The sequence below is a fragment of the Kosakonia sp. S42 genome (assembly GCF_016624785.1).
GTDB lineage: Bacteria > Pseudomonadota > Gammaproteobacteria > Enterobacterales > Enterobacteriaceae > Kosakonia > Kosakonia cowanii.
On the sequence record NZ_JACVTW010000027.1, the window covers coordinates 38413 to 56798 of the forward strand.

23 protein-coding genes are annotated in these 18386 nt (G+C 49.6%); 16 read left to right on the forward strand and 7 right to left on the reverse strand.

The genetic code is table 11. From position 1 onward, the window contains the following. Positions 1-339 precede the first annotated feature (339 nt). Positions 340-570 carry a type II toxin-antitoxin system VapB family antitoxin gene (gene vapB / locus IAE50_RS20770; RefSeq protein ID WP_200581138.1) on the forward strand — a complete coding sequence of 77 codons (231 nt, stop codon included), beginning with the start codon at positions 340-342 and terminating at the stop codon, positions 568-570. Further along, on the forward strand, positions 567-983 hold the full coding sequence (locus IAE50_RS20775; RefSeq protein ID WP_200581139.1) for a type II toxin-antitoxin system VapC family toxin: 417 nt from the start codon (positions 567-569) through the stop codon (positions 981-983). Before vapB ends, IAE50_RS20775 begins: the two co-directional genes overlap by 4 nt. Positions 984-1141: 158 nt before the next feature. Here IAE50_RS20775 and IAE50_RS20780 read toward each other — a convergent pair whose 3' ends face one another. The 3 genes from IAE50_RS20780 to IAE50_RS20790 form a co-directional block, all read right to left on the reverse strand. After that, positions 1142-1624 (reverse strand): GNAT family N-acetyltransferase, encoded by a 483-nt coding sequence (locus IAE50_RS20780; protein WP_234467264.1) that lies wholly within the window; start codon positions 1622-1624, stop codon positions 1142-1144. Positions 1625-2070: 446 nt separating this feature from the next. Next, positions 2071-3069: a DUF4303 domain-containing protein gene (locus IAE50_RS20785; RefSeq protein WP_200581140.1), complete on the reverse strand. Its 999-nt coding sequence runs from the start codon at positions 3067-3069 to the stop codon at positions 2071-2073. A gap of 724 nt (positions 3070-3793) precedes the next feature. Then, positions 3794-4231 (reverse strand): DUF3828 domain-containing protein, encoded by a 438-nt coding sequence (locus IAE50_RS20790; protein ID WP_200581141.1) that lies wholly within the window; start codon positions 4229-4231, stop codon positions 3794-3796. Positions 4232-4564: 333 nt separating this feature from the next. Here IAE50_RS20790 and IAE50_RS20795 point away from each other — a divergent pair, with 333 nt between their 5' ends. Then, positions 4565-4960: a helix-turn-helix domain-containing protein gene (locus IAE50_RS20795; RefSeq protein WP_234467266.1), complete on the forward strand. Its 396-nt coding sequence runs from the start codon at positions 4565-4567 to the stop codon at positions 4958-4960. A 67-nt stretch (positions 4961-5027) separates the two neighbouring features. Here the strand turns inward: IAE50_RS20795 and IAE50_RS20800 are convergent, their stop codons facing one another. Further along, the gene (locus IAE50_RS20800) at positions 5028-6098 is read right to left on the reverse strand and encodes a serine hydrolase (RefSeq protein WP_200581143.1); all 1071 of its coding nucleotides are present in this window, start codon (positions 6096-6098) and stop codon (positions 5028-5030) included. Between the two features lie 380 nt (positions 6099-6478). On the opposite strand from IAE50_RS20800, the gene IAE50_RS20805 reads away from it, so the two are divergent. Beyond that, positions 6479-6946, forward strand: coding sequence for a helix-turn-helix domain-containing protein (locus IAE50_RS20805; RefSeq protein WP_200581144.1), 468 nt, complete (start codon positions 6479-6481; stop codon positions 6944-6946). A 439-nt stretch (positions 6947-7385) separates the two neighbouring features. On the opposite strand, the gene IAE50_RS20810 is transcribed toward IAE50_RS20805, so the two are convergent. Then, positions 7386-8339, reverse strand: a complete 954-nt coding sequence (locus IAE50_RS20810) for a LysR substrate-binding domain-containing protein (protein ID WP_200581165.1) — start codon at positions 8337-8339, stop codon at positions 7386-7388. 96 nt (positions 8340-8435) lie between these two features. Between IAE50_RS20810 and IAE50_RS20815 the strand changes: the two genes are divergently transcribed. Both IAE50_RS20815 and IAE50_RS20820 read left to right on the forward strand, forming a co-directional pair. After that, positions 8436-9047, forward strand: a complete 612-nt coding sequence (locus IAE50_RS20815) for a LysE family translocator (protein ID WP_200581145.1) — start codon at positions 8436-8438, stop codon at positions 9045-9047. Between the two features lie 297 nt (positions 9048-9344). Beyond that, a complete protein-coding gene (locus tag IAE50_RS20820) occupies positions 9345-9779 on the forward strand; it encodes a molybdopterin-binding protein (protein WP_200581146.1) in 435 nt (144 codons plus the stop codon). 47 nt (positions 9780-9826) lie between these two features. Here the strand turns inward: IAE50_RS20820 and IAE50_RS20825 are convergent, their stop codons facing one another. After that, complete coding sequence (locus IAE50_RS20825; protein WP_200134441.1) at positions 9827-10111, reverse strand: DUF2623 family protein; 285 nt, start codon at positions 10109-10111, stop codon at positions 9827-9829. Between the two features lie 322 nt (positions 10112-10433). On the opposite strand from IAE50_RS20825, the gene IAE50_RS20830 reads away from it, so the two are divergent. The 7 genes from IAE50_RS20830 to IAE50_RS20860 all read left to right on the forward strand — a co-directional run bounded on the left by IAE50_RS20830 (position 10434) and on the right by IAE50_RS20860 (position 15151). Further along, entirely contained in the window at positions 10434-10682 is a 249-nt protein-coding gene (locus IAE50_RS20830) for a hypothetical protein (protein WP_200581147.1), read from the forward strand. Beyond that, the gene (locus tag IAE50_RS20835; RefSeq protein ID WP_200581148.1) at positions 10679-11920 is read left to right on the forward strand and encodes a hypothetical protein; all 1242 of its coding nucleotides are present in this window, start codon (positions 10679-10681) and stop codon (positions 11918-11920) included. The genes IAE50_RS20830 and IAE50_RS20835 overlap by 4 nt, the downstream gene beginning before the upstream one ends. A gap of 154 nt (positions 11921-12074) precedes the next feature. Beyond that, positions 12075-12449, forward strand: a complete 375-nt coding sequence (locus tag IAE50_RS20840) for a hypothetical protein (RefSeq protein ID WP_200581149.1) — start codon at positions 12075-12077, stop codon at positions 12447-12449. 93 nt (positions 12450-12542) lie between these two features. Then, positions 12543-13223 carry an SOS response-associated peptidase family protein gene (locus IAE50_RS20845; protein WP_200581150.1) on the forward strand — a complete coding sequence of 227 codons (681 nt, stop codon included), beginning with the start codon at positions 12543-12545 and terminating at the stop codon, positions 13221-13223. Positions 13224-13630: 407 nt separating this feature from the next. Beyond that, positions 13631-14410, forward strand: a complete 780-nt coding sequence (locus IAE50_RS20850; protein WP_200581151.1) for a TraX family protein — start codon at positions 13631-13633, stop codon at positions 14408-14410. 74 nt (positions 14411-14484) lie between these two features. Beyond that, complete coding sequence (locus IAE50_RS20855; protein WP_200581152.1) at positions 14485-14673, forward strand: hypothetical protein; 189 nt, start codon at positions 14485-14487, stop codon at positions 14671-14673. 154 nt (positions 14674-14827) lie between these two features. Next, the gene (locus tag IAE50_RS20860) at positions 14828-15151 is read left to right on the forward strand and encodes a hypothetical protein (RefSeq protein ID WP_200581153.1); all 324 of its coding nucleotides are present in this window, start codon (positions 14828-14830) and stop codon (positions 15149-15151) included. Here the strand turns inward: IAE50_RS20860 and IAE50_RS20865 are convergent. Next, a complete protein-coding gene (locus tag IAE50_RS20865; RefSeq protein ID WP_200581154.1) occupies positions 15129-15932 on the reverse strand; it encodes a DUF4225 domain-containing protein in 804 nt (267 codons plus the stop codon). The genes IAE50_RS20860 and IAE50_RS20865 overlap by 23 nt on opposite strands. A 234-nt stretch (positions 15933-16166) precedes the next feature. On the opposite strand from IAE50_RS20865, the gene IAE50_RS20870 reads away from it, so the two are divergent. The 3 genes from IAE50_RS20870 (at position 16167) to IAE50_RS20880 (ending at position 18018) form a co-directional block, all read left to right on the forward strand. Next, positions 16167-16709: a stationary phase growth adaptation protein gene (locus tag IAE50_RS20870; RefSeq protein ID WP_200581155.1), complete on the forward strand. Its 543-nt coding sequence runs from the start codon at positions 16167-16169 to the stop codon at positions 16707-16709. Positions 16710-17100: 391 nt separating this feature from the next. Then, positions 17101-17394, forward strand: a complete 294-nt coding sequence (locus IAE50_RS20875; RefSeq protein ID WP_200581156.1) for a DUF1493 family protein — start codon at positions 17101-17103, stop codon at positions 17392-17394. A 294-nt stretch (positions 17395-17688) separates the two neighbouring features. Continuing rightward, entirely contained in the window at positions 17689-18018 is a 330-nt protein-coding gene (locus tag IAE50_RS20880; protein ID WP_076770359.1) for a hypothetical protein, read from the forward strand. Positions 18019-18386 lie beyond the last annotated feature (368 nt).

Sequence of the window (18386 nt, forward strand, 5' to 3'; positions counted from 1 at the left end):
AATAGCAGTATTTTCGGAATTAAAAGTGGACAGGTATTCTGGACAGAACCAACAAGCAGTATGAAATTGCTGAGTGAGATCTACATCTAAGTAGTTGTATTATAGCACAAAAAAGGTAAGCGTTCCATTTTTTGTGCAAAAAACCGCCGTGATCCGCTTCTACCGGTTTTCGGATCTGCGCGGAAAAATGAGAGAGTAGGTATAGGTATGACATATGCATATACTTACCATAGGCATATGGCAATCATATACATATGTGTGACATCTGCATATACTAAGCATATGCGCATACCCGATGCATACTACCGTCCGGAAAGGTCCGGACTCAGGGAGAATATCATGAGAACCGTATCCATTTTTAAAAACGGCAACAACCGCGCCATCCGTCTGCCCCGCGATCTGGATTTTGAGGGGGTGAGCGAACTGGAAATCGTCCGGGAAGGGGACAGCATCATCCTGCGTCCCGTCCGGCCGACCTGGCGCTCATTCCTGGAGCTCGAAAAAGCCGATCCGGATTTTATGGCGGAGCGCGAGGACGTTGTCAGCGACGAAGGGCGATTTGACCTGTGAACAAAACGTATATGCTGGACACGAATATCTGCTCATTCATCATGCGCGAGCAGCCGGAAGCGGTGCTGAAGCGGCTCGAGCAGGCGGTGCTGCGCGGTCACCGCATTGTGGTCTCGGCCATCACCTACTCCGAGATGCGCTTCGGCGCCACCGGGCCGAAAGCCTCGCCGCGCCACGTGGCGCTGGTTGACGCATTCTGCTCCCGCCTTGATGCCGTGCTGCCCTGGGACCGCGCCGCGGTGGACGCCACCACGGAAATCCGGGTTGCGCTGCGCCTCGCCGGCACGCCAATTGGCCCGAACGACACGGCGATTGCCGGGCATGCCGTCGCGACCGGTGCCGTGCTGGTGACCAATAATACGCGGGAGTTTGAGCGGGTGCCGGATCTGATCTTGGAGGACTGGGTTAAATAACCTCAGCCAGATTTGAAGTAATAACGGTCCGCTTTGTGCCATAAGCGGAAGTAGTTAACAACCGTCACTGTTGTTCAACGGGGGATGCAGGTCAGTCACTCTCGACTTTAATCGCATCCCTGAGGGAGAAACAGACAGCAATCACTTTAGTGTGCTTATTAAGGTTCCCATAAATAATGATTGTCCACGTCTTCAACTCGTTTAAGAAGGAAGCCCATAGAGCGATAGAATGCGTTTGCTGGGCTCTCAACTAAAGCAATCAGCTTTATCGGCTTACTGGTTCCCGCAGCATGAGCCTGAATGCTTTTAAGCACATGTTTACCTATTCCCCTGCCCTGGAACCTGGTTTTGATGTAAAAATGATCCAAATAGAGGTGATCGGTATAGCTTTTTAGTACGTAGAATCCGGCGATTTCATTCTGGATCTGAAGTATGAACGTATCGTGAAACGTGAATGACTTAAGAAATCTTTCACGTGCTCTGACCGCATCAAACCTGTTGATTGCTTCGAGGCTTGGCCTCATTGATTCAACGCGAATCTCGGCAAGCATGTTCGCATCGTCAGGGCTGGCGGGATGGATCCGCAGACTGGTTGTCAATAATATCTCACGTGTTAGATATGGTGGCGCTTTCTTCATCATTACCCTCACGACTTTGTTAACACTTTTTCTTCTGTTTGCAATTTAAAAAGATAACCACAATAAATTCGCCCTGTATAATATCTAACTTCCGCTCCTCGCTCATAGTGGAAGTTACCTCTTTGCATTCCTCTATCGTCCACTCTCTGAGATGAAACGCACATCCGGGCCCCAGTTCTATCCCTGGCCTGCTGCAGAACATGCTCTGGTAGTAAAAAACTACTTGCGAACCAGTCGGGCCGGTCACTGCGTGTCAGCATCCCCGAGTAGTGCCGCCCGGTCAAAGTGCTTATCAAACCCATTCTTGCGTTCGTGAACGTCAGTATGCGCAATGTTCTTCCAGTCCAGTCCAGTCCAGTCCAGTACGGGCTGGCACGCCCGTGCTGCGTCTTCTTTAATACTGAGACAGATACCGGCACATGAAAAAAGAGGTTCATTAGTCAGTGAAATCAATTTAACAGGCTGATGATCTTTTTCTTTTTTGATGCAGGTAACGCATCACCGGTAATATCAACAAGCATAAAAATGTTCTCTGCGTTTTGTTTTTTAAAAAATCCGTCCTGTCTGAGCTCCAGAAGGACGGCAACGCAGTTATCAATTAATTGATTTCGAAACTTATTCAGTGAAGACTGCGTAACCTGCAACATGGCGTACTCTCGTAACTGAGAGGATAACGCTGACAAGTAATGACAATTTATGCACTCCTCGCCCTGATATTTCCAGTTGTCGGTTGAGTCACGCTCTGAGGCGCTGTATTTACTGCCGGCGGCATTGTTTAAATATTCTTCAGTATTAAACGCGACATCGATGAAAGAGGCGTCCTCTGCCGTGCAGATGGCAAAACCACCAATATTTCTGGTTTTGATCTCCTTCAGTGCGTGCCTGAACACCTCATTAATCATTTTCTTAAGTTCGGCATTAAAACTGACGAAATCGAAAGGGGCAACCTTAGGTTTTTGTATCAAGCCCCGAATAAACTCTTCAAAATTTTCGGCAAGTTCAACCTCAGCGAATTTTGGCCTGCCATTTTTTATAGATAATGTATGAAGGGTCACTCGCGGCTCGCCGTGGGCTCCGCACCGGGAGTAATCAAGGTAAAACTGCAAACCGTGACCATTGTCAGGCATATGGAGACCAATAAGTACACCCTTTTTATAACCCGGACGTTTCCACTGACTCCAGTCAGATAAAAGAGAAAATTCACCGTTGTTACCAATAGCATTGAGAAAGTCGCAGATAAAATATTTTATAACTTTACCGTCACGATCCTTCAGTGGAAAAACATTCTTTCGCAGCAGACCGCCATTATGTCCCGCCATCAGTGAAATATAAGCATCGGGCAGTGTGAACCCAAGCTGATTCTCACAGGAACGTATATCCTCAAGGGATGCATCTTTACAAATGAAAGTACTTATCGATTCAGCATTGTCTTTCCAGAGATTTTTCATTTCACCTGTCCTTAACGTTTTAACTTATTTTTTTGTATGAATATAAGCCATTTGATGAACCGGGTGTAATTCTGCTGATTCACCGATTAATAGCAAAATTTTTCAACAATCCATGGCGCGTTTGTGCTTAATAACACGTTCGTATAAAGCTTTTCATGAACAGTTTCCATAAGTCACCTCCCCGACTCTTTTCCCTGGTGTTCTTGCTGGACATAGACATCACACAGGTAAGCGAAAGTTGCATGTTCGTTAACCGGCGTGCAAACCTTACCTGGGTTGCACAGTGATAAACACCAGAGTTAAGGCTGTTTGCTAATGAAACGGTAACGGTATGCAGAACGATACCTTCTGCTCATCTGGAGCCCGACAAAAGGCTAATCAGAAAATCATTCATATGCCATTCATGTATAGCTGAAATGCTCACGCCTACACCTGTCAACATGATGTCGTGGACTAAACCTTATCATTATCTGCACGACATTTACCCCCACTGAATCTGGCTGACTTTTTTTGAAATTTGAACATCAGCATTCAGGCATAGCGTCCGCTTCTTGCTCACAGATGCCTGTCGCTTATTACAGATTGCTACTATTTTTCATGAGCAGTCAGGTGTCCACGGCAGTATATGAAATCCAATATTAGCAATCCCTCGGGTGTGTCTGGTCATCCGTGGCCATTTAATAGCCATAACGGCCACGGCTATGTGCTGGTTATGGTTCTTCACCTACTCAGGCATAACGCCGAGGTTAGTTACTGACTGAATTTTCCACGTTCCAGATTCTTTAATCATACAATCCACAACAACATGTTTTTTGTCTTTTCCAAAGGCTACATAGATATTTGTACATACCGGATCATAGTCCGATTGAATAACACTAACATTTTCCGGCCAGTTGTCATCATAATCCTGAGTGCGTAAAAAAAAGTCTGAATCGTAATCTTCTTCGCCGTTAATGTTAGTATGGCGGATTTTTTTTAATGTGTTTGCAGAGACATATTTATCTAATTCATGACCATCTGTAATCGGATATTTTCCCTGACTAATTTGCTTTATATACCATTTATTAAATATCAGTGCCTGATTACGGGCCTGATCGACTGGATACGAACCAGCCATCACAGATGATGAAACTATTAACAAAAAGAAACTTAAACCTTTCATAGTAATCATGCCTTTATATTTTGAAGGAAAGATGAGGCCTTTTATATGCAATTCCCGCATACATCCATAGAGTTGAACAAAACCACCGTTCCAGACTTATCCATCGAAAATGCAGGTATGTCCTGCCGAGCTTTCCGGAATGGCCTGAATAGCGACTATATCCTCAAATCTGGATCGCCACAAACTTCGTGGAATCCCAAAAATTGAGGGCTTTCTCGGGGATCTTTTGCACAGTGCGCACGGAGAGAATGTATACCTTACCGCACACTTCTATTGCGAAGCTGAGACAGGTTACCCATGCCGCAAGATTTGCGCCTGATCAATATTGCCCGAATGCTCTGTGATAATCCACATGACTGTCGCAGGCTGGATGAGTGGGCCACCTGGGCCGTGATATCACCACGCACCCTCACAAGACGATTTAGTTCTGAAACGGGATTCAGCTTTTCAGAATGGCGGCAGCGCGCACGATTAATTAGATCGCTGAAACTCCTGGCTGAAGGAAAGTCAGTCACTACCATTGCGCTGGATCTGGGCTATGAAAATGTGAGTGTCTTTATTGCTTTATTCCATCACGTTTTTGGCACCACTGAACTGCTCCCGGTTAAGTATTACATGCCAATGTTAGTCCGACATCACTGCGGTTATGACAAATGCGAACTTCCGCTCCTCGCTCATAGCGGACGTTGTCCAGCACGTCTGTCCGCTTTGTGCCAGAAGCGGACGTGATAGTGGCCCATTTCGCTTTGTATCAGGCAAGGACTATGTAATTATGATGATGTTCATAAAGAGTTGATCAATACCCAAAGTCACTTTGAGAATCATAGTCATTCAGGTTTATATCGAGTAGCAATTCTGATGCCTGATAAGCAACTTTCCCCGCGTTAAAATCATCTCTGTTTGAAAGTACAATTACAGTTAGCCTTGAATTAACATGTCTGACGAAAAATGAAGCGTAGCCTATCCAGCTCCCTGAGTGCAGCAGACTTTTCTCTATAAAATCATGCTGAACAAATAAACCAGAGCCATAAGCATGATAATCCTTAACCCTGGAATGAATATCATCAATCAGTGCATCGAAAGGCTCCGAAATCATGTCTATTATCTTGCTGTTTCCTGATACAGGATTTGAGAAATTCCCACCCCACTTCATCAAGTCTTCTGGTGTAGAGTAAACAGCCCCATCCCCAGTTTGGGTCCATAAACTTTCATTATGCTCATAACCTCCTGTCAACTCAGAAAGACTATATCCTTTAGCTGTTTCTGTTACGATGGGATACGATTCATTATAAAATGTATCATTCATATTGAGGGGCGAGAAAATCATTTCACGTGCATATTGAGATATTTTCTTGCCTGTAATCCTTTCAATTATAATCGAAAGAAGAAAGTAATTCGTATTCGAGTAGGCGAACTCATGCCCTGCGATAAAATCTGGCTTGTTGCAATCGCATACGTCTTTTAAATTTTCTGCTGGAGTCAATTTACCGGATAGTGAAACACCTCTTTCTTCCGCTATATCTATATAATCTTTTAACCCGCTTGTATGGTGAATAAGGTTGTCAATTTTTATAGAGTTTGCGTAATCAGGCAGTTCCGGTATGTAATTTTTTACACCATCATCCAGAGAAATTTCACCTGCATTCTCTAATAAGTGAATGCAAAAAGCAGTAAATTGCTTTGAAAGTGAGGCAATGTTAAATACCGTCTTTTTACTGACAGGAATACCTCTTTCAACATCAGCTTTACCGCGCCCCAAGTAATACTCTTTGCCGTCATCAAATCTGGCCATGAGAACGACACCAGGCCCATCATCACAAACGTTATTTAACAAAGCACTCAACTTATCTTTTATTTTTAAACTCATGTTATAAAAATCCTTTTACTAGTCTGGTTAGTAGGAATATCATCGTTGGATTAATATTTAAATAATGAATTAAGAATATCCCCACTCGATTTTAATTGTAGCATGTTACGATAACCTCTTGTTACCAGTTGGAGGCTTATGCCTACGTATCGCTCATAGCGGACCTTGTCCCGCCCGCATGTCCGCTTCATGCCAGAAGCATAAGTAGCATAAGAATTTGTATGTTAAGTCCGGCCATATATGCTCCTGAAGTTAGTGATCCAAAAACCTCGAAGCGGCGTGTCAGACCGTTGTCAGGTTACTGTCGGGCTATGATCGTGGTCGTGCAGGATTGTCTGGGCAACACTGCGCGCTGTCCACTTTCCATTCGGAGACATAATATGAGTAATACCAACAAATTTAGGTCGCTGCGTCTTGCGCGAGCATGGTCCCAGGAACAGCTTGCCGAACTGTCCGGACTGAGTGTACGCACGGTGCAGCGTATCGAGAATGGTGATCAGCCCAGCCTGGAAACACTGAGTGCCCTGGCAGCTGTATTTGAGGTGAGCGTTACGGATCTCTCTGGCCCTGATGCGCCTGCCGATGACGCGCTTGACCAGAGAATTGCCGAAGCGAAGAGCAACCTCGCTGAGGAAGGCCGTTTTTACCGGTCAGTTATGACAGCTATCGTTGTTTGTGGGTTGCTGCTTGTCCTTAACCACTTTACGACCCCCGCCAGCGTATGGTCATTCTGGGTTGCGGGGATCTGGTTTGCACTGTTGATTATTCGTGGCATGAGGACGTTTATTTTTCGTGAGCTGATCAGCCGCTGGCAACAGAAGCGGCTACGGCAGATGCTGCGGCGCTAACTGCGATTCGCAACAGAGATGTTTTGTTTAGAAGAATGAAAATATTCAGTCGTAATCCGTAAATGTCCGCTTTTCGCTCATAGCGGACATTGCCTCTTTCTGGTCATCTATTCCATTAATCCTTGCTTAGGTTCAGTTAAACTCGAACTTAATAAGACCTTTAGTGAATATCCGACTTTAAAACCAGATTTGATGACAGAAAGAAAGATATTAGTAACCTGAATGCAGCAGTTATTCTTTATTTAGACTTACTTTGTATTAATACAATCCGGTTATCAGTAAAGAGTTACTGTTGCGTTTTATGCAATAAAACGGGCCGTTCGCTCCTTGGCATCCATCATGCTCCCTGCGGCAAAAACAGACCGGTCTTTTGACACAGCACCTTTCCCGGACGCGGATGAGTGTCTGTCCCGGTCCTGGTCAGGGTGGAATGAAATGTTCAGCTGAGAGGCCGGTTCACCGGACAGATACCCGGAGGAAATGTGGAGGGGACATGTTCCTGAAGGTGTTGATGGAGCTCATCGATGAGCCGGTCGTGCGGTGTCGGCTCCGGCCTGACAAGACAGTAGCTGTCACCCGTGGCCACTGCCTCACTGAAAGGCAGCACCAGAAGCCCGTCGGCAATAGCCTGCCGGCTCAGCAGAAGATCGGCGATCGCAATACCGTACCCGCTGACGGCCGCCATGCTGGCCTGTTCAAGGGTATCGAAGACTTTCCCGCCAGAAATACTGGCCTCTCCCGCTCTGCCCACACCTTCGAGCCACCGTCTCCAGTCCCGGCGGTCAGGAGAAGGGTGGATAAGCTCACAGCCGGAAAGGGAATGGCGCGCCCGGTCAAGCAGTGCCGGCGCGCAGACAGGCACAAGCCATTCCCCGAAAAGCCTCCGGCATGTTGTCCCCGGGCCGAACTCCCCTTTCCCGAGCAGAACTGCACAGTCAAACGGCTCGCGGCTGAAATCGACAGTGTCGGTATCCATCCAGACACTGGTCAGTTCCACACGGGGCGGATCAGTCTTTTCCTGAAGGGTGCTGAGGGCATCAAGTAACCAGCGTGATGTGAGGGTCGTGGGGGCCTTGAGCCGCAATGTACCGGGCGCACTGGTGAATGCCCTGCTGGCCTGCTCAATACAGCTGAATCCCTCGTTCAGCTGGAGTGCAAACTGTTGCGCCTCTGGCGTCGGGATGACCCTCGGGCCGCGCCTGACAAAAAGTGTGCGCCCGAACCACACCTCAATGGTACGGATGTGTCTGCTGATCGCCCCCGGCGTGATGCTGAGTTCCCGGGATGCCTGACTGAATGAGCCCAGCCGTGCTGCTGCTTCAAACGCACGCAGCGCGTAAAGGGGAGGGAGGGACTGCCTGTCAGTGGTGTGGCTGATTTGAGTTTTCGTCATGTTTATTGTGAGTTTAATCCGTTTTTCAATTTCGTACCTCTGGCTGATCATGGCGCCCCGGTCTGCAGACCCGTCCCTGTTTACCAGAGAGGTACCATGAACACAGCGTTACTAGCAGGTTACATTCTGGCGGTCACCGCCCTGTTAATCACACCCGGCCCTGTCATGGCGCTGGTGACCGCCACGGCAGCCCGTTCCGGATATTTAAGTGCATTCCGCACCATTCTCGGCACGCACCTTGCTTCACTGATACTGATTTTTCTGGCCATGCTGATGCTCGCCGGGATAGTCAGTATTGCTCCTTTCCTGCTCAGCGTTCTGGGCATTGCCGGCGCCTGTTATCTGGGGTTTACCGCCATTGAGGGTCTGCGCCGCTTCCACCCGTCCTCTTCTTCGGGTGTTGTTGCAGAACGGGGAGGGTTTATCACGGGATTTATTACCGCCGTTGCCAGCCCCAAGGACATCCTGTTTTTTCTGACCTTTTTTCCCCAGTTCAGGGGAATAACTGCCGATTTTCATACCAGTATGGCGGTGCTCTGTGGTGTATGGGTGATCCTCGATTTTCTGATGCTCTCCCTGTATGCCCTTGTCGTGAGCCATTTATTCACCGTCCGGTTCAGGCAACATCTTGCCCGGTGCACCCTGGTTGCCCTGCTTATCATTGCGTTATGCAGCGTAATATACAACGCTTTAAGCATAATGGCCTGAGTGCAGTCTGCCACGACAGGGCGTGAAGCCAGACATAAGCACGCAGCTGGTTACTGAAAGTGGAAGTGCAGCAACACAAGGATAGTCGCAGGGCTGTCGGTGACGGTGTACCGCTGAAAACACAGGCGACGTGCATATTCATCTGATTCCCTGTCACACATGGGGGGGCAGGCCAGAATGAAAGGGCCGTGAGCCCATTCGGACGTGGAGAGCCTGCGCAAGGAGTACGATGGAAGCACCAGACCTGTATGAGCTAAACTGCCCGGTATCATTAATCCCTTAAAATAAGGAAACCGTATGTCAGTTTCAGCACGTAACCAGTTGCCGGGTACCGTAGCCATCGTGCGTACCGGCTCAGTGAATGATGAGATTGAAATTTCTCTGGAGAATGGCGGTACGCTTGTCGCCGTCGTGACAGGCAGCAGCAGACAAGCGCTCGGTCTGAAACAGGGCAGGGCAGTGGTGGCCCTGATCAAAGCGCCCTGGATTGTGCTGGCCTCAGAGGACTGCGGGATGACGTTTTCAGCCCGGAACCAGTTTGCAGGCAGAGTCATGACCGTGGAAAAGGGTGCGGTGAACGCCACCATTGATATTCATACCGATGCAGGTACTCACCTGACGGCCGTTATCACAAATGAGAGCCTGGCCGGGATGGATCTCAGCGAAGGGAAAAGAGTTATCGCCCTGATAAAGGCTTCTGCCGTCATGCTTGCCGTAAAAAATACCGGGTGAAGCGGTCCCTTTATACCGGCAGGGCATTACTTAGCGGTGCCCTGCTCTTACCCGCCCGCATACCCCTTGTTGAAATAGTGTACAAACCGGTCTGACCGATATTCTGTAAAAAATTCAGCCATAATGTCTCTGTTAAGGTTATACAGCCGGGTCAGCCTCCCGGCCTCCAGAGCTGCTATCTTCCTTTCACCGGTCTTCTGCTCAAGCTGAAAGCAGTAGCCCAGAACAAATCCACGCGTGTAGTCATTACAGTACCTGGCAGGCATCCTGACGGGACAGGGCTCGCTGAGCTCAACTCCCCGCATCAGCCCTTTTCCAAAATGGTCTTTCATAAGTGATCTCCCTCATCGTTATATAATTAATTATATAACGATGAGGGCTGAAAACATACATCCTCCTGTCATCTGTAGCTGCGCCTGACCCATCAATTCACGCATCCTTCATAACATTTCCGGTTATTTCTTTTTTCGGATCTGCGCGGCGGGAAACCGGTAAATGATATGATAATAAAGACTCCCGCACTAAATCATACCATATGTGATATTTGTCACTAATCACAGGAAGATACCTGATATGATATTTATACATTTAGTAATAAATAATACTGAGTATGATTTTACACTTAACCGGACATTATCAGACGGAGCGTGCAGGATGGATGAAGAAATGATGTTTTCGCTCAGCTATGAGCAGATGACGCAGATGGCAGAAGAGGAAATAAAGCAATGCGATTTTCGCAGGGATGGAACCCATTATGTCTGGGAAGTGAACAAGGCTCAGGACATCCTCCGCTTCTGGTATCTCCTGGCGCTGCGCGGACACACAGGCCTGCCTATAACACGGGTCGAATCAGATTATAAACGGCTAAAAACGCTCATTTCTCAGAAGCATGAGGGACAATGATGCGTGAAAAATCCCGACGTCCGTCGCCACTGCAGCGGCGGGTGCTGATTGTGCTGGCCGCGCTCGATGCGAAACGTCCGGGACCGGTGGCCACGCGTAATATTGAGCGTCTGCTGGAGCAGGTCGGTGATGTCCCGGTGTACGGGCCGAACCTGCGCGCCTCCTGCCGTCGCATGGAAGCCGCGGGCTGGCTGCGCACCCTGCGCGCGCCGAACCTGCAGCTGGCCGTGGAGCTGACGGACGCCGGCCGGGCGCTGGCTGCCCCGCTTATCGCTGACGAACAGGCGCGCGTGCTGGCGGAGCAGCGCGTAACGGAGGTCCGGGTTCTGCCCCTGGTCCCGGCAGCGCCGGCGGATGAGGCAGACGCTCAGGCAGCCGACCGGCCGGTGCGGCTGGATGACCGCTGGCACATGGTGTGCCGGGCTGACTATGTCATCCGCCTCGATGGCACGACCTGCCTGCAGGTGTGGAGTACCGCCGGGGAGGTGACACGTCATGAAGGTGATGCCCTGCAGGTCGCACACTGGCTGCAGGCCTGTCACGATGCGGGGATTGCGGTCAGGATGCAGATCAATGAAAGCGCCACCCCGGAAGAGGGCACCATGCCCGGTACCGCGCCGGCGGACAGCACGGACACCTGGTTCAGCCAGCTGCATACGGCTCTTCTGTCGGCGGGAGTCCTCGGGCTGACGGACAGCCTGCGCCGGGCCGTGGTGGTACCCACAGATACGCTCCGGTTGCAGCCGGCACCGGCGCGGCTGCTGCATGTGCTGCGCGAAAGCCCGGAGGCGTTTCCCCTCACCGCCACCGGGTATGAAGAGGACACGGAAGCCGCCCTGGCTGATCTGCTGAGCCGGGCCGGGTTCACACCCGTGCAGACGCAGGAGCTGCAGCGCCACCGTATCCGCTGGCCACAGATGAATGCAGAGGAAATCGCCCGCCGGGAGCTGGGCAGCCTGCTCGACGGGCTGGAGCAGCGCGGGCTGTACTGCGACCGCGAACTGCTGACGGAGATTGTGTTTTCCCCGGTCAGGGACACTGCCGAGCCGTGGACAGCGCGCCTGCGGTGGCTGCTGGATGATGATGCCGTGGGAGCAGGGTTCGGGTTCAGAAGCGGGGTAACGCGCGGGCAGGATCGGGCACTGGACTGGCTGGCCGGGTATGTGGGCCGTGATGCTGCCGAGCAACTGGCCACGGTGATTGTGTGGAAAGACACCGGCAGGGAGCCGGCGCCATGAGTGCAGTCCCTGTCATGAGCAGTGTCCATGTAACCATGATTTGCGTTCGTCCGGTGACGCAAATCTGGCAAAAGTCAATGCAGAACATATTCATCACTAAATTAACCGTACATATTAACAACAGATTGTCATATTAAATAATGTGGAGATTATTATGGAACACGATCAGTGGGTTTTATATTCCGGAGCAACGCTGGTTTTATGTGTGCTGTGGTATATCTGGAGACTTGTATTCCCGAAAAAATATATATCCCGAGATGAAAAACTGTCAGCCATGAATGCATTTTGTGAAAAAACATTACCCTCTGTTGATGGTGTACAGCCGGGCGGCATTCTTATCCAGTCTTTAACCAGGTACAAACATTCTGCCCTGACATTTGATTATCACAAAAAGGAATTAATTTTTCACGATGTGACGAAATTCAGGGAACATGAAAAACTGAACGGATATACAACTTTTCTCGACGGAGACACTCTCTGGATTTACCTGGACAAAAACCAGCTGGAAAACCTCTGTATGACCCGCTGAGTATGGTGCCGAAGATTAACCGGCAACTGCTGAGTGAAAAATCGACCGGCTGAGCCATACTGTCTATATCACAGGGTATGAGAGGAGAGCACTATGTGTGGCCGGTTCGCGCAGTTCAGCAGCAGGGATGAATACCTGCAGGCACTCGGTATAAACGGGGAAACCATAGCGTATGATCCTCAGCCACTTGACCGTTACAACGTGGCACCGGGTACCCGAGTTCTGATAGTGAGTGAGCGTGAAGGGGACTTCGCTCTCGATCCGGTTCTGTGGGGCTACAGTCCGGAATGGTGGACAAAATCCCCCCTGATTAACGCCCGCAGCGAAACCGCCGCCAGCGGTAAAATGTTCAGCAAGCTCTGGCATAACGGGCGTGCCATTGTGCCTGCGGATGGCTGGTATGAGTGGAAAAAAGCCGGCGCCCGTAAGCAGCCTTACTTCATCTACCGCAGGGATTCCAGGCCATTATTCATGGCCACACTGGGTCATGCCCCTTTTGACGCTGACCACGGCGGGGAAGGGTTTGTCATTCTCACGGCCGCCAGTGACGAAGGCCTGCTCGATGTTCACGATCGCCGGCCTGTCGTGCTTGATGCAGACGCTGCGCTGGAATGGCTTCATGCCGGCACGTCAGTCGGGAATGCAGAACATATTATTGCCGGTGCCGCCCTGCCTGAGACAGCATTCAGCTGGCATCCTGTGGCAGCGGGGGTTGGTAATCCCCGTAACCAGGGTAGCGCACTCATTTCACCTGTGAACGATCCGGTAGTTTAATATTTTAGTGTCTGTACGAATGCGCGACCATTTATTAACCCCGATGAACTAAAAAATTGTTTTCAGCCTGACACTTAAGTTGTTAAGCATATTAACTGATTTGTCGCAATTCCCTGTACACGTAGTAATTAATAATAAAGTTTTTAAGTTAAATGCCGAAAACAGTTATTATTAATTTTCTATATAGTGCATTATGAATAGTTTCTGGTTACTGAGAACGGCCGTTGATAACAAAGATAAAATGAAGGCCATGTTAATACTGCGGGATAAGCCAGAATCCGTTGCCCGTAAAATACTGGAGAAGTCCGGTGCGTCTGTTCCGCCTTATAAAGGCAAAGCATTCTGGCAGTGGGCACAGAATTATATTATCCGTGCCTGCCGGCCTGATTCATCACGGGATAAATATCATGCACACACTGAGTGCGAAATTACAGGCATTACCGGAACAGGTCAGGGCCGGACTGAACGTAAGCCCCGCAGCGGCGGACTGGCTGAAAGTGCTCGCCCTGCTGGCCATGCTGGTCGATCACATGAACACACTGCTGCTGCCACACCTGCAGCCGGAGTTATACGCGCTGGGACGGACGGCCTTCCCCCTGTTCGTGCTCATCTGGGCGCGGAACGTCCTTCACAATCCGCACCGGCTCCAGACGCGGGCCAACAGGATGTGGCTGTGGGCGATCGTCACGCAGCCGGTCTTTTCCTTCGCCTTTGCCGGGCACGACCCGTGGTATGCCCTCAACATTCTGTTTGTGTTCGCCGGCGCGACCCAGTTGCTGGCGTGGTATCACCGCTTCCGGGTGCGCGGCCTGGCTGCCGGTCTGGTGTTGCTGGGCCTGATGGTCTGGCCGCTGTCTTTCGCCAGTTACGGTCTGTCCGGGCTGGTTCTGGCTCTCTCGCTGGCAACCTTCCTGCATTCACCACCGGGACGCCTGTCCGGGGCAGCTGCCCTGTTGGCGATTATCGCGCTTCTGGCGATCAACAGTCAGCATGTCACACAGGCACCGGCAGTGGTGGTAATACTGTCCATCCTGCCCACGTGTCTTCTGCCGGCAGCCGCTGTCGGTCTGGTCCGCACAATGACAGACGGCCGCGAACGTCGATTCATGCCGGCAATGTTCTTCTACATGGCTTATGCCGGTCACCTCTGTATTCTTGGGGTGATAACCCGGCTATGCTTGCTGTAGACGCGGAACTGCATGTCCGGATGAGACGTTATCACCGGAACGACAGACATATTTAGAAGCGGGAGTGAGCCAGGATGACAACCTACAAAATAACGTATGAGCACAGCAGCAACGGGGAAACGCAGACAGAAGACACTCTGCTGGAATGTGATCATGAGCCTACCAGAGAAGAGCTGGAGCACGCTGTCAGCTGGGACACACTCAGGTTTCATCGTCAGGGGCTGGCCAGCTGGGTGATCATCTCGATAATTCCGCTGGCCTAAAACGTTATCTCAGCTGAACAGATGCCACTTTCATCTTGCCGTCGTTAAGTTAGGGATGAAGCCTGTATGATGAGAAAAAACGTAAAACTTTCACGTAATTCATACCGTTACTCTTGAACCCTGTATATAATTTTATCCGTTAAGGGAGAAGATTATGGCCATCAACGAGAAAGATTTACGTAACGCAGGCTTCAGTGAGCATGATGTGGAAAATTTGCAGAGCAGGCTGTCTCATGGAGAGAGCTCTATGAATGATGTCATCTCTGCGCTTTCCCGCCGCTTTCAGGTTTCAGTATGGGTTACCGTTGGCCTTATACTGGTCATGTCCTTAGTACTGCTTGTCGGCAATCGTACCCATATTATTTCAGGTGGTGTGAGCGCCGTTGTAGCGCTGGCAGTTATATGGGCAACTTTTCCACCATCCCTTGGTATGAAAGCCCGCCGGTTAGAGAAATTTATTTCGCGCCGGGATCGATAGACAATAAATTTACCGCCACGCTGGCGTTAAGCCCCCATCCTGCAATTTTCAGGGCCAGTTCCGGACGTGAAGTATTCGACACCTTTCTGAAAAAATCCGGTCTTGTCCAGTACCAGAGGCGCTGTGCCTGGGGCCTGAAGCGAAGCCCGTACATGCCATAAACGTCACTGATAAGTGTTACAGCCTTATAGGCACCCAGTCCCTGCTGACGGCTGAAACCCATATATTCAGCGACTTCCATAGATCCATCAGCGAAGATACCTTCACTCTGTTTATCATCAAGTAAGGTGCGCGCAGCTGCTCTGGAAATGGTGTTTACGCCATTAACAATAATGATAGCGCCGGCAATCACGCCCAGCGGGGTCATGGTGGCCATCATCATAATGCCGCCGTAAATAGCCAGGCCGCCAACAACAACGTCCACCCCGGAAATGATATAGCCGATGATCTTGTTCTCTTCCTTGACGACTTTTACTTCGGCATAAAGTTTGGCATAACCTGATTTTAGCGCCCGGGATTGCTCAAGGAGACTGTCGTTTTCTGCGCGAAGCGTTTTGATACAGGCCATACATTCGTCATCTGTTTTTGCGCGCCTTGCCGCTTCAAACTGACTCATAATGACCGACTTTATCTCGTCTACAAATTGCAGGCGCGCAAGACCGTCATGCAGATGCATAGCAGCTACGGTATTGGCGGTATTAACAAGTTTTCTGGCTTCAAGGTTGATCATGGTGTCAGACCATGCACGATGGTTCTGGCCTGGGAACAGGAGTGTGTCCATTTTGTCTCCTTAGTTATGCCTTCTCACAGCATATTCCCAGCCATGAAATTTTCAACATTAGGATATCTTTTAAGAGACCGCTGGCGAATCTGACAACCTTAATGGGGCAGGGCGAACGGAACGTTAGGGTGAGTTTGCACAGAGCGTAGAAGGTTTAAAAGGTCGACTTCCAGCTGCTTGTTTATTCTCTGTTAGAATAGGCGGATACAGCTATTCTGATGTCGAGGTTATTTTGTGAACATAGATGAAGTTGCCAAATGGCGTCCGTATACAGATCCTGATGGCAGCATATGGGACTTGTCATTTCTTGACGCACATGAGGTTACTTATACTCATTGTTCTCCTGGTAAACCTGACATCTTGTACAAGTTTACGGTGTCTTACTCGTTTCATTGTTTTTGTAAGGACTATCCGGAGCAAACCGAAGATGAAAAATCAGCCTTGATGTATGACGCAGGTAAAGACTCAAGACCATTTTGTAAGATTCGATATGCTCTTGCCAGGGACAAGCTTCGAGCAATCATTGAAGGATTAGGTAACGCGAAGGTTATCCATGCTGGCTATGGTAGTTATGCTGTTGTAGAGATTACGGTAAATGAAGGTGAAAGTGAGTTCTACTTTGTGCCTTTCAGAGTATATCGTGAGCGTAGAAAACTGCGTCTTCATGTGACCAGTGCTTATCCCGTCAGCGAGCGGCCATCAGGTAAGCCAGTTAGCTTTTTCAAGATTGCCCACAACCTTTTACGCGGGCGACCATTACCTAAACCCCAAACGTAACAAAGCCCGCTTAGTTGCGGGCTTCGCCAGAAGTTTCTTCTGGTATTCAGAACACCTTTACCGGGCTTGGCCTCGACCAACATTGCTGCTGGTAGTGGGATGTCTGGTTTAACCAGTCTGCTGCATCCTTGAACTAATTGTAGGTAGTGTGATGTAGATTTGCAACCACAATATGTGGTTGCACCTATACACTAACTTTTCTCTATCACCCCGCTATCACTTTCTGTATCTGGGGTCGTGTAAATGACCAGCTAAAGAAACCTATATACTGACTTCTGCTCATCGGTACATGTTGATGCATGGATTACACCCTTCTTGCCAAAGATGGGTCTGAGATTATGTTTAATACCATTATGGCTTATATCGCGATAGCGCGCGGGGATGACGAGTTATGGTAGACAGCACCGAACAGCGTATTTATGAATTGATAAAGCCCTGGTGCGGACGGAGATGGCTGACACGCCGGACACCTGAGCTTACTGGCGAAACCTCCCTCAACATAACACTGAAAATGGATCCGGAAGACACCGCCGAGCTACTGGTGACGCTGTTCAGTGAATTCGGCCTGAATCCTGATGATGTCGATCTCAGTGTTTATTATCCCCGCCGGCGCGGACAGGAAATCCCTTTAACCATCGACATGCTGGTCTCTTCAGTCAGATCCGGGAAATGGCTCTATAAGTGACAGGCACATTCAGGCGGAAATCAGGCTAAAGATAATACCTTTGCTCATTACGCCGGAGCGCCCGGCGAGGCCGGCAACGTAACGGGGTGCAGTCTGGATATCGAAAATTATTGTACGTTAAGGAGCTTTTTTGACCTTGCTACTTTAGCTGGCCTCACCAACTAAACTTACCGGAAGCCGGTATCCGGTTGATTTAATGATAACATTATTTAATTATATCGTTTTCATTACTGCATCTGCCACAGTAATGAAAAAAAATGAGTTTACCTTTCACCTGATATGGAACTGTATTAAATGAAAAACATAACTATCTTAAGCACTCTACTTATTTCTCTTGGGCTATCTGGCTGCGGAATGGTTGATAATGCTGTTCGGGGTGATGAAAGCCTTAAGGAAAAAGCTGCATTTGCTCTGGGCACAACTTCAGATAAAATAACGATAAGTAACCGGAAAGCCGATATAGACTCAGTTAAATTCAATGCAACTACAAAGGGTAAAGTATACCAGTGCTATTATACCTCCGCTGGTATAAGTAGCGATGCATTGTGCTCTCCTACAGACGGTTCTGGTTTACCGGCTGGCTCTCAATGTAATGCCTTACTTAAAGCCGCCGGTAAATGTTAATTTAATTTTTGTAACCGGAGCGCGAGCAGTGCGCAGCGCGACCTGGAATGTGCCGCTTGCGGCACATGTAGGCGGAAATCGGGCTGAAGAAGACTCCGTTCCTGCATCCGCCGGAACGCCCGGCGAAGCCGGCAACGTAATAGCCTGTGGCTATCAACCCCTCCATCCCTGCCAGGCCATAACCCGCTGAAAGCGATACAGGACGTCCTGTGCGCGGTCGGAGTGGTCACGTCGAGGCTTTGGCCGAAGACGGGGCGTATCTACGCGTTAGCGTCCCGTCGGGGCGCTTACGAGCGTGTCACGCAATACTCACCGCCACACTACGTGCAGCAGCTCAGGCCATTAGTTACATCATCCCCTTTAAAAGC

Bases quoted from the DNA above. Each gene is read 5' to 3' on its own strand.
- vapB (WP_200581138.1), top strand. From the start codon at position 340: ATGAGAACCGTATCCATTTTTAAAAACGGCAACAACCGCGCCATCCGT.
- IAE50_RS20780 (WP_234467264.1), bottom strand. From the start codon at position 1,624: ATGATGAAGAAAGCGCCACCATATCTAACACGTGAGATATTATTGACA.
- IAE50_RS20785 (WP_200581140.1), bottom strand. From the start codon at position 3,069: ATGAAAAATCTCTGGAAAGACAATGCTGAATCGATAAGTACTTTCATT.
- IAE50_RS20790 (WP_200581141.1), bottom strand. From the start codon at position 4,231: ATGAAAGGTTTAAGTTTCTTTTTGTTAATAGTTTCATCATCTGTGATG.
- IAE50_RS20795 (WP_234467266.1), top strand. From the start codon at position 4,565: ATGCTCTGTGATAATCCACATGACTGTCGCAGGCTGGATGAGTGGGCC.
- IAE50_RS20800 (WP_200581143.1), bottom strand. From the start codon at position 6,098: ATGAGTTTAAAAATAAAAGATAAGTTGAGTGCTTTGTTAAATAACGTT.
- IAE50_RS20805 (WP_200581144.1), top strand. From the start codon at position 6,479: ATGAGTAATACCAACAAATTTAGGTCGCTGCGTCTTGCGCGAGCATGG.
- IAE50_RS20810 (WP_200581165.1), bottom strand. From the start codon at position 8,339: ATGACGAAAACTCAAATCAGCCACACCACTGACAGGCAGTCCCTCCCT.
- IAE50_RS20815 (WP_200581145.1), top strand. From the start codon at position 8,436: ATGAACACAGCGTTACTAGCAGGTTACATTCTGGCGGTCACCGCCCTG.
- IAE50_RS20820 (WP_200581146.1), top strand. From the start codon at position 9,345: ATGTCAGTTTCAGCACGTAACCAGTTGCCGGGTACCGTAGCCATCGTG.
- IAE50_RS20825 (WP_200134441.1), bottom strand. From the start codon at position 10,111: ATGAAAGACCATTTTGGAAAAGGGCTGATGCGGGGAGTTGAGCTCAGC.
- IAE50_RS20830 (WP_200581147.1), top strand. From the start codon at position 10,434: ATGGATGAAGAAATGATGTTTTCGCTCAGCTATGAGCAGATGACGCAG.
- IAE50_RS20835 (WP_200581148.1), top strand. From the start codon at position 10,679: ATGATGCGTGAAAAATCCCGACGTCCGTCGCCACTGCAGCGGCGGGTG.
- IAE50_RS20840 (WP_200581149.1), top strand. From the start codon at position 12,075: ATGGAACACGATCAGTGGGTTTTATATTCCGGAGCAACGCTGGTTTTA.
- IAE50_RS20845 (WP_200581150.1), top strand. From the start codon at position 12,543: ATGTGTGGCCGGTTCGCGCAGTTCAGCAGCAGGGATGAATACCTGCAG.
- IAE50_RS20850 (WP_200581151.1), top strand. From the start codon at position 13,631: ATGCACACACTGAGTGCGAAATTACAGGCATTACCGGAACAGGTCAGG.
- IAE50_RS20855 (WP_200581152.1), top strand. From the start codon at position 14,485: ATGACAACCTACAAAATAACGTATGAGCACAGCAGCAACGGGGAAACG.
- IAE50_RS20860 (WP_200581153.1), top strand. From the start codon at position 14,828: ATGGCCATCAACGAGAAAGATTTACGTAACGCAGGCTTCAGTGAGCAT.
- IAE50_RS20865 (WP_200581154.1), bottom strand. From the start codon at position 15,932: ATGGACACACTCCTGTTCCCAGGCCAGAACCATCGTGCATGGTCTGAC.
- IAE50_RS20875 (WP_200581156.1), top strand. From the start codon at position 17,101: ATGGTAGACAGCACCGAACAGCGTATTTATGAATTGATAAAGCCCTGG.
- IAE50_RS20880 (WP_076770359.1), top strand. From the start codon at position 17,689: ATGAAAAACATAACTATCTTAAGCACTCTACTTATTTCTCTTGGGCTA.